General features: G+C 48.3%; 13 protein-coding genes. 5 read left to right on the forward strand and 8 right to left on the reverse strand.

Annotated features, from left to right (window positions below; translation table 11 throughout):
- Window positions 1-124 precede the first annotated feature (124 nt).
- Window positions 125-820: an alpha/beta fold hydrolase gene (locus IEY24_RS24720; RefSeq protein WP_188937409.1), complete on the forward strand. Its 696-nt coding sequence runs from the start codon at window positions 125-127 to the stop codon at window positions 818-820.
- 208 nt (window positions 821-1,028) lie between these two features.
- Here the strand turns inward: IEY24_RS24720 and IEY24_RS24725 are convergent, their stop codons facing one another.
- The 6 genes from IEY24_RS24725 to IEY24_RS24750 form a co-directional block, all read right to left on the reverse strand.
- Complete coding sequence (locus tag IEY24_RS24725; RefSeq protein WP_229223041.1) at window positions 1,029-1,586, reverse strand: hypothetical protein; 558 nt, start codon at window positions 1,584-1,586, stop codon at window positions 1,029-1,031.
- Window positions 1,587-1,722: 136 nt separating this feature from the next.
- Window positions 1,723-2,547 (reverse strand): SOS response-associated peptidase, encoded by an 825-nt coding sequence (locus IEY24_RS24730; RefSeq protein ID WP_188937415.1) that lies wholly within the window; start codon window positions 2,545-2,547, stop codon window positions 1,723-1,725.
- 6 nt (window positions 2,548-2,553) lie between these two features.
- Window positions 2,554-3,030: a hypothetical protein gene (locus IEY24_RS24735; protein WP_188937417.1), complete on the reverse strand. Its 477-nt coding sequence runs from the start codon at window positions 3,028-3,030 to the stop codon at window positions 2,554-2,556.
- A gap of 2 nt (window positions 3,031-3,032) precedes the next feature.
- Complete coding sequence (locus IEY24_RS24740) at window positions 3,033-6,263, reverse strand: error-prone DNA polymerase (RefSeq protein WP_188937418.1); 3,231 nt, start codon at window positions 6,261-6,263, stop codon at window positions 3,033-3,035.
- Window positions 6,264-6,278: 15 nt separating this feature from the next.
- Window positions 6,279-7,778 (reverse strand): Y-family DNA polymerase, encoded by a 1,500-nt coding sequence (locus tag IEY24_RS24745; RefSeq protein WP_188937420.1) that lies wholly within the window; start codon window positions 7,776-7,778, stop codon window positions 6,279-6,281.
- A 14-nt stretch (window positions 7,779-7,792) separates the two neighbouring features.
- Window positions 7,793-8,530: an ImuA family protein gene (locus IEY24_RS24750; RefSeq protein WP_188937423.1), complete on the reverse strand. Its 738-nt coding sequence runs from the start codon at window positions 8,528-8,530 to the stop codon at window positions 7,793-7,795.
- Window positions 8,531-8,599: 69 nt separating this feature from the next.
- Here IEY24_RS24750 and IEY24_RS24755 point away from each other — a divergent pair, with 69 nt between their 5' ends.
- Entirely contained in the window at window positions 8,600-9,379 is a 780-nt protein-coding gene (locus tag IEY24_RS24755; RefSeq protein ID WP_188937426.1) for an XRE family transcriptional regulator, read from the forward strand.
- Window positions 9,380-9,519: 140 nt separating this feature from the next.
- Window positions 9,520-10,206, forward strand: a complete 687-nt coding sequence (locus tag IEY24_RS24760) for a hypothetical protein (RefSeq protein ID WP_188937429.1) — start codon at window positions 9,520-9,522, stop codon at window positions 10,204-10,206.
- 121 nt (window positions 10,207-10,327) lie between these two features.
- On the opposite strand, the gene IEY24_RS24765 is transcribed toward IEY24_RS24760, so the two are convergent.
- Window positions 10,328-10,810, reverse strand: coding sequence for a hypothetical protein (locus IEY24_RS24765; protein WP_188937430.1), 483 nt, complete (start codon window positions 10,808-10,810; stop codon window positions 10,328-10,330).
- 45 nt (window positions 10,811-10,855) lie between these two features.
- Window positions 10,856-11,581 carry a hypothetical protein gene (locus tag IEY24_RS24770; protein ID WP_188937431.1) on the reverse strand — a complete coding sequence of 242 codons (726 nt, stop codon included), beginning with the start codon at window positions 11,579-11,581 and terminating at the stop codon, window positions 10,856-10,858.
- A gap of 535 nt (window positions 11,582-12,116) precedes the next feature.
- Between IEY24_RS24770 and IEY24_RS24775 the strand changes: the two genes are divergently transcribed.
- Together IEY24_RS24775 and IEY24_RS24780 are read left to right on the forward strand one after the other, a co-directional pair.
- Window positions 12,117-12,482, forward strand: a complete 366-nt coding sequence (locus tag IEY24_RS24775) for a DUF6876 family protein (protein WP_188937434.1) — start codon at window positions 12,117-12,119, stop codon at window positions 12,480-12,482.
- A 362-nt stretch (window positions 12,483-12,844) separates the two neighbouring features.
- Window positions 12,845-13,909: a DUF6973 domain-containing protein gene (locus IEY24_RS24780; protein WP_188937437.1), complete on the forward strand. Its 1,065-nt coding sequence runs from the start codon at window positions 12,845-12,847 to the stop codon at window positions 13,907-13,909.
- The last annotated feature ends 23 nt before the right edge of the window (window positions 13,910-13,932 follow it).

Raw genomic sequence — 13,932 nt, forward strand, 5'->3', positions numbered from 1 at the left:
CATAAAAACATCACTGACCTGTATCCGCAACACTTTAACAAGGTTCACCAATTAACAAATACGTAGTTGATAGGCCGGATACGATACAATCATAGATGCTAACCCGTACAAGCTGCACTTTAAAATGATAAAAGGGGAGAGAACCCCTATACTTTTTGAATCTGGTGGCGGACAAGATGCGTCACAATGGGATTCGATAGCAACAATAGTGCATCAGCGTCTCAAAGCAACTGTTATTACGTATGACCGGGCAGGTTTTGGCCAAAGTAGCCTTGACACTTTGGGCTATACGATTCTTCGGGAAATCAAAAGTCTTGAATCGGCTTTGCAAAAGTTTGGTTTCATAAACGAAAAGTTACTGCTGGTTGGACATTCATTGGGCGGCTTTTATAACAGAGTTTATGCCGCTCGCCACTCCGATCAGGTGAAAGGGATTATCCTTGTTGATCCCAGGATACCATCCTACGGCGATATGCAATTTGCCAAACGATATTTTCAGAGTATGAATCGAAAAGATTACGAATCTGAATATATGAGTTTGTATTATTTGCTGGCCAGAATGGAGAGTACCAGTGATTACGTCAGACAGGTCCCTTTACCAACTAATATTCCTTTGCTAGATATTATGGCGGAAAATGGCCCTTTTGAAGAAAGTTTTGAAAATGAGCGATTCAAGGAAGATCAACGAAATTTGGTTAAAGGGTATCCAAATCGAAGACTAATTGTTGCAAAAGGCAGCTCACACAATATACCCTTGGATAAACCAGCTATGATGATAGAACAAATTGTAGACTTCTATCTAAGACACATTGATCAATGAATTGTTCTATTTTGATTTTTCGCATAATAACCCCCGTTCTTTGCGACACTGTGCGCCGACTGGCAGGCCGGCCAAATCCGGCTGAAAAGCGCCTCAAATAGCCGTCTTATGATTCAGTGTATCTACTCTTGGAGCATCATTTAAGTTAATAAGACAGAGGACTTCCTGGTATTGGTGATCTAAGCACATTGGCTTAATTAACTACCACTCAGTCCACTCCAAAGCCAGATACAATTACGCGTTTTTCATCCTTGCTATTCGGATTTGACACAACTACTCCATATTCACCGGATTTTAGGTGTCCCAAATCCAAAATATATGAAGAAGACCCATATTTGCTTCCATCAAACTTGATCATTTCTTTCGAGTTAGTGCGACTTTTCATAACTGTCCCAGAATTGTCCTTGCTAACTACAACCGTCCTTTTGTTCTTCTTTGCATTGAATTTGTAGATGGTTATGATACTCATGGGGTCGGAGTTATTATCAACTGCGCGCACTATGAGCATGATTTTTTCGGCCGGAGCAATCCTGGTTTGCGCTTTTCCGCCGTCGACTTCGAGTGAAAGGGCATTCCAGGAATTCGAAGAGAACGACATTCCTGATGTGAAATTACCAATGGACTTATCGAGCTTAGAATAAGAGCTGTCAATTTTTATTATATATGACTCGCCAATGAAATCGGGTTCTTTGATTTGTGCTTTTGCAAATAAGTTGAAAGCTAAAAAGAGGGTCGAGAAGAGGATAGCCACATATAGTTTTTTCATCGTTCGTGTTAATAGCGTTTTATACATTTATAAATCAAATTGGCAGTCGTTACCAACACGTTTGGCTAATCACAGTTGACGGCGAAAGTGTTCTTACGTTGAATTACGTTGATGACAGCTAGTGCTATATTCTTTGCTAGAACAGTGCCATCTGATTCGACAACTCATGATCGTCCCCCAGTGGCGGCAAATTTTCATACCTCCAAAACTCAAACTTCGGCTTCCCATCCGGCCGCGGCTTCTTTCCCCTGACGCTAAAAACGGTATGAGCATCCAGCAGCTCTGAGGGCAAACAATAGTCAAAAACCGCTTTCATATCATCATCGGAGAAATTCTCAGAAACCCAGAACTGTTCTAATTCGGGCGTCAGAAACAGCGGCATCCGGTGACGGAACTCGCCGTCGTTGTGGATGTTTGCCATCAGCTCGTTTGCCGGGCGGGTGAGCATCCCGAAGCTGCCAATCTGTATCTTTTCACCAGTTGGTCCGATCGACTCAAAGAGCTGATAAAGCCCGGGAAGGAACTGGATCTTACGGTCTTTGGGCCAGATGTAGTAGGGGACCTTCTGGGCCCAGCCCTGTATAGCGCGGTGCTCATAGGTTCCCGATACGGGGATCAGGCAGCGGTTCGTGCGGAGCTTGTACCAGTAGGAGCGTTTATCCTCTAACACGCGCTCTGAGCGCATATCGGCCATCCGGATGCGCTTTTTCTTCCTTTCTACTGGGTCTTTTTCATAGACAGGATCCACCGACCATTCCATTTCAGAGAGAACCAGGTCACTGCCTTGCCGCGAGATGATCGGGTACTCAGGGAAGCCGAACGAAAGCACATGGTCGCCACCTGGCGCGATCAGGCTTACACGCTGATCTTTGACTTTGGGAAATATCTCTTTGGTCAGCTCAATATCGCTGTGAAGGGATATGTCGTAGCAAAGCTGACGCCGATGCAAGAATGAAATCATGGGTGCTTATTTTATCATTTCATAGGCGTCGAACTCATGCTCTGGCCCGTTAGCCGTCACAGTTGCTTTGAGCCTTCCGAATTTGAGATCCAGGTGAATGACGATCGCATCGTTGGAGGCGATAGGCATCCGGGCTTTGATGTAACATATCATATTTCGCTGGTACAATTTAATCATTTTCTTGCTCCATGATTCTTCCCGGAAGGTGCAAAGGAAAAGGCTGTATTTGGGGTCATTGATCAGGGAGGTGATCTTTTCGATATCGGCCGAGAGGCTCAGCAGCTTCCCTTCCTTTTCTGCCAGCTGGGCCGCATGGGCTTTCCCTGATTTTTCGTCCTTATAGGGTGTTGCCATAAAGCCATGACCTTCCTTGATCCCCGGCCAGTTGAAGCGTTGCAGGACAATGAAGTGGTTGCCATGCTGGGTGATGCGCCGGATCATGGGCAGGTTCAGGATTTCGAAAGGGTTATAAGCGGCTACCATGGTTAATGGAAGTTACGGCCAGAAGGAAATATTTCCAATTGCACGGGCTTCTTTCTGATCTGGGTTTTACGGTTAACAGACTGGGAGACATATTCATCTTTTTCATCGGCGCGCGAGAGCGTCATCACGTCAGGATCTTCATCCTTCTGGTTGAGCTGTCGAAGCAATGGCGACATATCATAGCAGCGCCGGACGACCACATGGATCACTTCCCCTTCGATTTGTAGCTTTCCTTCCACCATCAAAAGCCGAGAGCGCAGGATTTCTTTTCTGAATTTCTCAAAAAGGCTCTGAAAGACTACCAGGTTGGCCACACCGGATTCGTCCTCGATGGTTATAAAGCAAACCCCACCGGCAGTGCCTGGCCGCTGGCGCACCAGCACTAGCCCTGCAACGCGCACAAACTGCCCGTCGCGAAATTTGGATAGGTCCGCCGTTGGTACCGCCCGTTTCGCAGCGAGCTCACTACGGACGAAGCTGACCGGGTGCGCTTTTAGTGAAAGCGAGGTTGACATATAATCCTGGACGACATGCTCTGAAAGCGATAGTTTGGGCAGCTCGACTGGGGCCTCGAACTCGCTGGCTGACTGTTGACCTTTAAAAACGCCCATCGGCCGGTCGGAGAGCGCTGACGCTTCCCACATGGCCTGCCGCCTGTCCATGCCCATCGATCGGAAAGCGTCCGCATCCGCGAGCCTTTCCAGCGCCCCTTGCGATACGCCGGCATCACGCATCAGGTGGATGGCCGTGTAAGGCGTGGTGCGGCCAGCGACCAAAGCGGCGACATCCTGCTCAGAAAGCCCTTTGACCTGACGAAAGCCGAGCCTGACGGCCCTATATTTCCCTTCTGGTTCTTCGAGCGTGTTATCCCACTGGGAAATGTTCACATCCACGGGCCGGACCTTCACCCCATGCTTTTGGGCATCGATCACAATCTGGGAAGGCTGGTAAAAGCCCATCGGCTGAGAGTTCAACAGCGCTGTCGCAAACACATCGGGATAATAGCATTTCATCCAACTGGAAACATAGACCAAAAGCGCGAAGCTGGCCGCGTGGCTTTCAGGAAACCCGTAGCTACCAAAACCTTCCAGCTGCTTAAAGATCCGGCGCGCATACTCTTCCGTATAGCCCCGACCGGTCATGCCGTCAATCAGCTTCTTTTCAAACTGGGTGACAAGCCCACTCAGCTTAAAAGTCGCCATACTGCGCCTGAGCTTATCGGCTTCTGCAGGGGTGAAGCCAGCGGCTACGATCGCGATTTTCATGGCCTGCTCCTGAAACAATGGCACGCCCAGCGTCCGGCCTAAAATATCTTCCAGCTCCTTGGAAGGATATTCGACCGGCTCTTCGCCGTTTCGCCTTCTCAAATACGGGTGCACCATATCCCCCTGGATCGGGCCGGGCCGGACAATAGCCACTTCGATGACCAGGTCATAAAAGTTCTGCGGCCTGAGCCTGGGCAGCATCGACTGCTGCGCCCTGCTTTCGATCTGAAAGACCCCGATCGTATCGGCATGCGAGATCATCTCATAGACGACCGGGTCATCCTGCGGCACAGTGGCTAGCGTATAGGTTTTTCCGTAATGCTCTTTTAAAAGGTCAAAGCCTTTGCGGATGCAGGTTAGCATGCCCAGGGCGAGCACGTCTATTTTCAGAAACCCTAGCGTGTCGATATCGTCTTTGTTCCATTCGATATTGGTCCGGTCTTCCATCCTCGCGTTAATGATGGGGCATAGGTCTGTGATCTTGCCCTGGGTGATCACAAACCCGCCTGTGTGCTGGCCCAGCTGGCGCGGAAAGCCCATAAACTGCTTGGTCAGGTCGAGCACCTTCAAAAGGTGCGGGTCGTTTGCATTAAAACCTTGGTCCGAAATACGTTTTCCTTCAAACCACTCGTCGGTAAACTCCCAGATCGAGCTGGAAAGCTTGTTGATGGCATCGACGGACATCCCCATCGCTTTTGCCACATCGCGGACCGCGCCCTTCTGGTGCAGCTGGGTGACAGTGGCCACGATCGCTGAGCGGTCGCGGCCATATTTCTGGTAGATGTATTGGATCACTTCTTCCCGCCGCTCATGCTCAAAATCCACGTCGATATCCGGCGGCTCGTTACGGGCTGATGAAATGAAGCGCTCAAAGAGCAGATCAAACTTGGTAGGGTCAACGCTGGTGATGCCAAGACAGAAGCAGACCGTCGAGTTGGCCGCTGAGCCGCGCCCCTGGCACAGGATGCCGCGCTCACGGGCGAAGCGGACGATATCATATACCGTCAGAAAGTATGCGGCATAATCCATCTCGGCCACAAATTTGAGCTCATGCTCGATCGCGCTGGCTACTTTCTCTGGCACCGGCTCCCCGTAAAAATCCCTGGCACCTTTCCAGGCCAGGTAGGTGAGCTCCTCTTGCGGGCTCCGGTCGCCGCCGGTGATCTCTTCGGGGTAGACGTATTGCAGCGTGTCCAGCGAGAAGGTGCAGGCATCGGCTATTTCCTGTGTGCGCCTGATCGCGTCCGGAAAACCGCGGAAGATCCGGAGCATCTCTGCCTGGTCTTTCAGGTAACGCTCCGCGTTCTGGTGCAGCCGGAAGCCGGCATTGTAGATCGTGCATTTCTCACGCACGCAGGTGACGATGTCTTGCAGCTGGCGGCGTTCGGGGTGATGGTAATGCACATCGTTGGTCGCCACCAGCGGAACATCCAGGCGCTTGGCGATTTCAGACAGCCGGAAGAACTTCTTAACATCGCTTTCCACATAGGAGCGGGTAGCGGCCAGGTAAAGCTCACTGCCCAGCTCACTTCTGTATTCACGGAGCGCCCTTTCAAAACCCGGATCAAACTCAAAGGATGCATTCAGCGTCACCGGGGCGACGGCAACAAACTTCATTCCTTCGGCATGCTCGTATACATCCCTTCGGTAGAGATCACATTTTCCCTTTTCGGTCCTTCGGTTGCCTAGCGATAACAGCGCTGAAAGCCGGGCGTAGCCGGGCTTATCGGTAGGGTAGGCGAGTAGACTGGGCCCATCAATGAGATCGAGCCGCGCGGCTGGGATAATCTCAAAGCCTTTGCCGCGAGCGGCCGAATGCGCGCGCACGATCCCTGCCAGCGTATTCCGGTCAGTGATGGCTATTTTCTTGTAGCCATAGTGGATCGCCTGATCAACGAGCTCTTCGGGATGCGAAGCGCCGCGAAGAAAGCTGAAATTGCTGGTTACCTGTAATTCGGTGTACTGCATGAGGTCGGGAAGGTTTTATGCGAAAAAGCCGTGGATGAACCACTCGGCGCTGAGCTCTTCATTGTAGTGGCCGAGCCGGAAGATCCAGTAGCGGCCTCCCTGCTCGTCTTCGACCGCGTAGTAGTCGCGGTGCATCCCATCATCAATCCACCATTCCTGCTCGATCCGGTTAGGCCCGTCCGCTTTCTTGATCCGGTGGATATCCCCTTTATAGCGGAACAGCATAGGCGGGTAATCCGGTACCGGGGCAGATACGATGATCCGTTCGGGCTCGGCCAGCAACTGCACCGGCCGGTGTTGGTCGGTCCGCCATTCTATCTCGGGCTGGTCGTTAAGTGTTGTGGCCTCAGTGATCGCGCGCTCCGGCCAGTGATGCTGAGCCGGAAGGTAGCGGTGGATGACGCCCGTGCCCGCGCGGGCGCTGAGCCGGTCGATCAGCTCTGCGATTCGCGTGATCTTATTGCCGCTGCTTAAATCCCAGAGCGTTTCTTGCGCGTTTGCCAACGGCTCAACTACCGGGGCTTCCATCACAAAAAGCTCAATGCCCAGGGCAGGCTCGATGCTGGCAATTTTCAGCTCAAAGAGCTTGAACATATGGGAGGCGCTACATGAGGGCCCACTGGTGCCGATCTGGACCTGCTGGATCTCGCCGTCGATCCGGTAGCAGCGTAGCACGGCCTGTCTGGCTCCCTTGCCGTCTTTGACCAGGCGTTCACAGAGTTTTTCCAGAAGCTTCTGGATGGCTATCTCGATGCCTGCCGCGGTCTGGATCGGTTCCAGGCTGGAAAGCCGCTCCTGATAGGGCTCGGCAGGGCACACCGGCTCAAAGGCCTCATGCATGGTGCCTAGCGCTTTGCCGATCTGGTCGAGCGTGGCCTGGCCGAACCTTCGGCGAAGCACCGATGGCGGCATGTAGATAAAGCTTTTGATCTGGTAAAGCCCCAGCTTCTGCATTTTCTCGATAACCGCAGCTTCCAGCCGCAATGCATGTGGCGGCAGCTGCAAGAGTGCTGACAGCTGCTCGCCTGGCGGGATGATCGGGAAAGCGCGAGAGTAGCGCGAAACTGCCCAGGCCGCCCCGATCGTGTCGGCCATCGCGGTCCGGACATCATAGCCTGAGGCTTTGAGCCGGGTTGCAATATCTTTCAGGTAAGCTGCCTCGCTACCCCACAGGTGCGCACAGCCCGTTGCGTCCAGGATCAATCCGTCGGGCAGGTCAATGGCTACCAGCGGCGAGTAGCGGATGGCCCATTCGGCCAGAGCGTGCAACAGCTTTTCGGGTAAGCTAGGATCGTAATCCAGCACTTCCAGCTCAGGCTGTACTGCGCGCGCGTCGGCGAGCACCATGCCCACTTCAATTCCCAATTTCAAAGCATCGCGGCTGGATGCTTTCACCACCATCCGGTTACGCTCTTTGGCGGCAAGCACAAAGGGTTTGCCATCCAGCTCCGGCCGGATGAGCAGCACGCGGTCAACCAAAAGGTGCCTAAGCCATATCGCCACATATCTTTTCATCTTCCCAAGCAGCTTTATCCGGCCTTTGATATGTACTGGTGAAAAGAAACAGATTCGTCTATCAGCTCAAAGCTGCCATCACGGAATTCGAGCGGCCAGCTGCCTGGCTCGCCGTTACGTACTTTCTCGACCTGTACCTGCCAGCGCGGAAATCCGATGCCGGGAAGCACGTGGTCTGTTACGCCCGGAAGCGGGCTGATCCGCCAGCGGCAGACGGCTGCAACCGGGTTTGAAAGGCGAGGGGATACCCTATGTAAAAGGCCAGTCACCTTGCTTTCTTCGGCGGTAAGCTGTAATCTTCTCGATTCGGTCAGGTTCAATTCCTTGATCTCGCCGATGACTGCTGAGAGCGCATCGCATTTAAGCGCTTCCTCGATCGCCCACAACAGGTCTTTGTCCTTTTTCAAATCGACAAAGATTACCCGGTCGGGAGATACACCGAACTGGCTCAATCCGAACGGGTAAACTGTGCGGCGCGTGCCGAGCCAAAGGCAGAGCCCGTCTTGTTTCATCATCTTACCGGCCAGCGCGGCCATAAAGCCGGAGGTGGCGGCAGTCTGCTCAGCGGACTGGCTGATAAACTCATGCATCCCCACGCGGGGGAACACCCCTTGCGGAAAGGCTTTCATTACGGGCCCAAGGCCAAAGTCGTCTTGTTTTACGCCCAACGCCGGCGCACGGAAGCCCTGCAAAGCGGCGATATCGCTTCTGAGCCTGGCAACCAGCTCACTTTTTTTCAATGCAGTTTCCATAATACTAATGTTTTTATATCTTTGGTATTGTTAGTACCATTGATGTGATTTCAATAATAACATTATGCCATGACAAGCGCAAAACTTTTTTTTGGTAGCAACATCCGGTTTCTCCGTGAGCGAAGGAAAATGACCCAGGAAGATTTCGCCGAGCAGCTGGGCGTCACAAGGGTGAAACTTGCTGCGATTGAGGCTGGGAGGACGGAAAACCCGCCTGCGGTTGACCTGATCAAATTCTCGGATTTTTTCGGGCTATCGATCGACAATCTTTTCCGGGTTGACCTGAGAAGGGTAGGGGAGCTCCCGCTCCGAGAGCTGGAAGCGGGGAATGAGCTCTACATGAAAGGAACCAACCTTCGGGTGCTGGCCATCTCGACAGATAAAGCCAATAAGGAGAACGTCGAGTATGTGCCGGTCAAAGCCAAGGCTGGTTACCGGAGCGGGTATGCGAACCCGGAATTCATCGCTTCGCTGCCCAAATTCTCCGTGCCCGGCCTTCCGCAAACGGGCACGTTCCGGATGTTTCCCACAACAGGCGATTCGATGCTGCCGGTGCCGGAGGGGGCAGATGTGATCTGCCGGTATGTCGAGGACTGGACGGCCTTGAAGGCAGGCACGCTATGCATTGTGATCCTGGATGGGGAGCAGGATTTTGTCTTCAAGAAATTGACTGTTTTGCCAGAGGGGAATAAAATGCTTCTCGAATCGCTGAACCGGGCGTATGAGCCTTACGAGGTGAGTGCCGGTGATGTGATTGAAATCTGGAAGTTTCACAGTTACTTTTCCAAGGACGTTCCTGAAAGGGTCTCGGAGTGCAACATATCTCGCAAACCATGGACACAATCTTAAAGCAGCTTAAAGAAATCCAGGAGAAGATAGATGGAACATCGGAAAGTGCTGCTGCATAATTTCAGTATTGTACCCTATTCGAAGTACCTTAGTACGTAAACCAGAAATTGATTGCTTTCGAAGCCAAATTAACACTATTTATGATCGAGAACCCCGCTATTCGAACGCTATTACGCCAAGTTGAAGAAAGCAATTCACAACATCTTAATATTTACCTAGACCCTGAGCACGCTCGAAAGCTATATTCTTTGGCTTACATTCAAGCAGACTTTATGTTTTTGCGCTACGCGGCGCGGGACCTGATGAAGAAGTTGGAAGAGCCAAGAGAGGATGGAGAAAAAGAATATGTCGAATCACAGAACGACTCGCAATGGTACGGCCTAATAACAATGTATGGGCGTTGCTTTACAAAGAACTGGGACAAAAACGAGCGATTAGATAAAAGTATATTCGCTAATAAACCGGAGCTTTTAGTTCTTCATGATCGAATAATGATGTTGCGCGACAAGTTTGTGGCCCATCGAGACTCATCGCCTTTTGAAAATGCAGTTGTAGTAGTGACTGTTAAGGAGAATGGAACTCCAAAACCAGATACCTACTTTAACGTTAAAACCGCTCGGACTGGTCCTGCCTACGATGAAATTAAGTCTTACATTCCTCTATTTGATTGGGTAGAAAAAGAGGTTGCAGCACTCGTTGATGTCGCAAAATCTGAACTTGGGAAAACGCTTAACACATTTGAAATCAATTATTTGGAGGAGCGAGTTATTAAGAATTTGATCTTAGATTGGGGAAGTTCCAACGAGCCGAAGCAAAAACTAGAATGACAACTGGCTCTTACTCGCGTTGCTTATAATGGGCTATTTGAGTTGAGGATTAGACCACGAAAGTTATCTAATCCTCAATTTGTAAACTATTGACAGACTACTGGTAAGGTAGTTCTTTTATTCATTCTGCCGTTTTATCGATAAAAATAAGTCCATTTTTGTAACAGATCGACTGGAACGTACTTCTTACGATTTCTTGTTTTTGCTTATCACCATTGTAGCCTAAGTACTCAATCCATTGTACCGCTTCCACGTTCTCGAATGAGAAATTTACATCGTCCATCGAGAAGCCGATATTGGCGACTGATTTGAGTATGGTTTTCAAAGATCGCTCGATTTCCTCCAAAAAATTGCTCTCAATATCATCTTCTTGTGACAGTTCATCCATAATCTCTTGAATATATTCCCTATGGGAGCCATTGCTCATAGAATCGTCGACGTTCTGTAACCACTGTTCTAGTTTTCGAACACTGGGTCCGGCTTTGATAAAATCTTCACTTGTGCTGTTATTTCTGAGATTTCGAATTTGAGTGACTAGTTGTTTAAGCACGCCGTTGTAAGACCCTTCCGGTGCATCTAAAAATTCGTATTTAAGTAATTTCATGAAAATAATATATGGTTTATTAATATTTAAATATTCTTTCAGATCTTATCTGCCATTTTTCACTCGTAAATGATACATTTTGGCGAAGAAATATACCGATACCAACGGTAACAGTATTGATAATGAATAACCAACATACAGGGCAAAGCGAGTGCCTTCAATGAAGAAAATGTATGCGAAGGTGGCGGAAAGTGATATCGCCATCAATATTCCAAGCGTCATACTGACTGGTCGCTCTGTAACTGGCTTAATTTCGCTTACACCAATTATTCTTGCGAATACAGAGAAAGTATCATCTGGTCCGTCAAATATAGTTTGAATGGTAAAATATTCGCCAACATTAAGTAATAATGGTTGGATTAATATGGCATTCCCATTTTTATCTCCGATAACTGGCAAGTTGTGGGGTTTCGCATCTGAAAAATGGAAGTCAATTAGGGTTTCTGCATTTTCGATCTGGACTTCTAGTAACCCCTCAAAATCATCAGATTTAATTGGTAAGCTCCCATTGTTAATTACTTTTATTTTTAGGATATTTAATTGCTTGACGCCGTGACCTTTGTAAGTGATTTGCAGATCTCCTTTTACTTTATTATCGATATTTAATAGAGGGGCAGCATATATAACTTCATATGACAGCTTTTTCGCCTTGTTATGCTGCATTGATATGTAAATCGCCATAAATGCAGTCAAAAGACTTATTAAAGCGACTGCGCCGCCAAATCCTTGCCACCATCCTTGGCTCCAAAACTCTGTTGACATCCAATTCATATTAAGGGGTTTTACGCTGAAACACTATAATACTGCGGAGCACGGACTTTTCAAAGCAGTATTTTCCGATCTTATTTCAAAACTACCGAGCTCAAAGCTTTTAATGGATGTTGGCTATTTGAATGTATGAACTTCCGGACGGTTTTGCTTCCGTAGATAGGCGGCCAGTACGTTGCAGACATTAATGGTACGATAGAATATGCTGCTAAGGATTACATCCAACTTCAGAGGCTAGGTAATTTTCCTTATGCAACCGTCATTTTTTTACCTAAATACTTGCTGGCTAGATTGTTAGTTGCTGATTGAAAACTCGTAGACTATAATCGAATGTATCAGCCGTTCGGATTTCAGCACATAGTTTTCGTCAGTAGCCTACCACTGAGGAGAAACAACGCAAGATGCATAAAGCAGCCTGGGCGTCAATCACGCTGCCCGCTCCATTCGCTTCGCTCCCGTGTTGGTGTTGCCTTGCCAGGTTCTGCCTCATGCTGATAGGCATTGTTCTCCAACGGTGGAGGTATTCAAACAGCAGAAAATGGAAACTCAGCAATTGACATCGACAGAACTCTCACAATTCACCGGCACGGAAAATTGGTACCGTCACCCGATCGTCCGCAAAATGCTATACACCGATGGGATCAGGCATATGATGAACAAAGCCGGAGCGTACTGGCTGGTCGACGAAATTGCATACCAGCAGTTCCACCCAAGAGTGAAAACGGAAGAATTCCAGGTCTGGATACTAGCGACCAATCTCGAAGAGTCAACGGCGTTACTCAGTTGCGAAGACGGCCACGACCGGGTCCTTTGTTCAAAGCAAATCCCCTACACAGACTTTCCACTCGCTGAAATCAAAATTTACGTTTCGGGCAATGTGATTCTACTTCCGAGTGAGTACTAAGAATGCAAGTGGGCTGCTACTGAAAAGTAGCGGCCCTTTATTTACTCAAAAGGTAGGTGGGGCAGAGAAGGCACGAAGCTTACAAATTCTTTTTAAAAAATTTGCTATCCGTAGCATACGGCACCGGGGTTTTTTGGATTTAATGCTGCTTTTGCTTCCCGCTGGTCAAAAGATAAGGTTAGATTTTTCCGCTTTTTTTTCAATCTATGCCGGTTAATCAATAAATATCATTCGTCTACTGGTATGTAACTGTTCGTCGAGTAATTGTGACTATTGGTCGAAAATAACGCTACCATAACCTCGAAGCGCTTAATATGTAACCATATATAACATACTTTTACCTAAACGAACAAACTGTAGACATGAAAAAAACACTAAGGACAGCATTCTTTTTTACAACGTTGGCATTCGGTATCGCATCTTGTAATGACCCGGAAGTCGGCACAACAAATGAACCCGAAGTCTCCAAAAAGGTCGTCGTTGACTTTAGAGGAGAAAAAGCGATAATTCCCTCAAATTTCCCCAAAGAGCTACTTAGCCAATCTCAGGAAGAATTTGACCGGTATTTTCAAGGCATTTCGAAAAAAAGCTCCTTGCGAACAGCCTCAGATGAAACTAATCTTACTTATGAAAGTTTACTTGAGATTTTAAAGAGACACACTTCAAGCATACCTGATGTTAGCTATGAAAAAGACTTCTCTGAACAAGATTTAAAAAGGATCTTCGTCGATTTCCCCGAAATAAAAACTGCTGAAGATGCTAATAGTAAAAAGGAAATAATCTACGATTACTATCAAACACTTATAAAGCCAGATCTAATCGAAGATGTAATAACTTTTGAGAGCAATAATGTTAACAAGAGAACCCTAGGAGGTATCTCTCCTGAAACTTTAACGGTGCCGGAGCGAAATCACTTGATTGCCAATCCAGGTTACGGGCAGCATTACTCGTTTGCTGCACAGGAATCAAACCACTGGACTGTTGTAGTTTATCAAAGAGATGCTGATAACGAAAGCAATAATGCATTTAAACATGCGATTTGGAATGCGCTTTCAATTAGATATATACTCAAAGGCGCACCGGCAAGTGAAAATCAAGCAGTAGATTTTACACAGGATGGAACTTCAAAACATGAACAGGATGATAATGGCAATCAAATTAGAACCGATGCGTCGGCAATGGACCTCTTTAACAATATGGCTGCAAGGACTTGGATGAAAGAGGAAACCAGCTGGGGAATTGGCCCATTTAGATCAATGCCATCTTTTGAAGATATCATTAATAATATGAAAGGTAAGGCAGATGCTAGTACCGTCCATACTCGTGCACAAATTTTAGCACCACATGGAGGCGATAGTGATTATGTCTGGAACAAGTTGTTTGATTTACAAACAGGAGTTCAGCAATATCTAGTTCGTCTGCAATAATATTCAACTGATTATAAGACAAT

The sequence above is a fragment of the Dyadobacter endophyticus genome, assembly GCF_014641595.1.
GTDB lineage: Bacteria > Bacteroidota > Bacteroidia > Cytophagales > Spirosomataceae > Dyadobacter > Dyadobacter endophyticus.

Excerpts from the sequence above, each read along its gene's own strand:
- IEY24_RS24755 (WP_188937426.1), top strand. The coding sequence starts at position 8,600 with ATGACAAGCGCAAAACTTTTTTTTGGTAGCAACATCCGGTTTCTCCGT.
- IEY24_RS24725 (WP_229223041.1), bottom strand. The coding sequence starts at position 1,586 with ATGAAAAAACTATATGTGGCTATCCTCTTCTCGACCCTCTTTTTAGCT.
- IEY24_RS24750 (WP_188937423.1), bottom strand. The coding sequence starts at position 8,530 with ATGGAAACTGCATTGAAAAAAAGTGAGCTGGTTGCCAGGCTCAGAAGC.
- IEY24_RS24740 (WP_188937418.1), bottom strand. The coding sequence starts at position 6,263 with ATGCAGTACACCGAATTACAGGTAACCAGCAATTTCAGCTTTCTTCGC.
- IEY24_RS24745 (WP_188937420.1), bottom strand. The coding sequence starts at position 7,778 with ATGAAAAGATATGTGGCGATATGGCTTAGGCACCTTTTGGTTGACCGC.
- IEY24_RS24770 (WP_188937431.1), bottom strand. The coding sequence starts at position 11,581 with ATGAATTGGATGTCAACAGAGTTTTGGAGCCAAGGATGGTGGCAAGGA.
- IEY24_RS24765 (WP_188937430.1), bottom strand. The coding sequence starts at position 10,810 with ATGAAATTACTTAAATACGAATTTTTAGATGCACCGGAAGGGTCTTAC.
- IEY24_RS24720 (WP_188937409.1), top strand. The coding sequence starts at position 125 with ATGATAAAAGGGGAGAGAACCCCTATACTTTTTGAATCTGGTGGCGGA.
- IEY24_RS24780 (WP_188937437.1), top strand. The coding sequence starts at position 12,845 with ATGAAAAAAACACTAAGGACAGCATTCTTTTTTACAACGTTGGCATTC.
- IEY24_RS24775 (WP_188937434.1), top strand. The coding sequence starts at position 12,117 with ATGGAAACTCAGCAATTGACATCGACAGAACTCTCACAATTCACCGGC.
- IEY24_RS24760 (WP_188937429.1), top strand. The coding sequence starts at position 9,520 with ATGATCGAGAACCCCGCTATTCGAACGCTATTACGCCAAGTTGAAGAA.
- IEY24_RS24730 (WP_188937415.1), bottom strand. The coding sequence starts at position 2,547 with ATGATTTCATTCTTGCATCGGCGTCAGCTTTGCTACGACATATCCCTT.
- IEY24_RS24735 (WP_188937417.1), bottom strand. The coding sequence starts at position 3,030 with ATGGTAGCCGCTTATAACCCTTTCGAAATCCTGAACCTGCCCATGATC.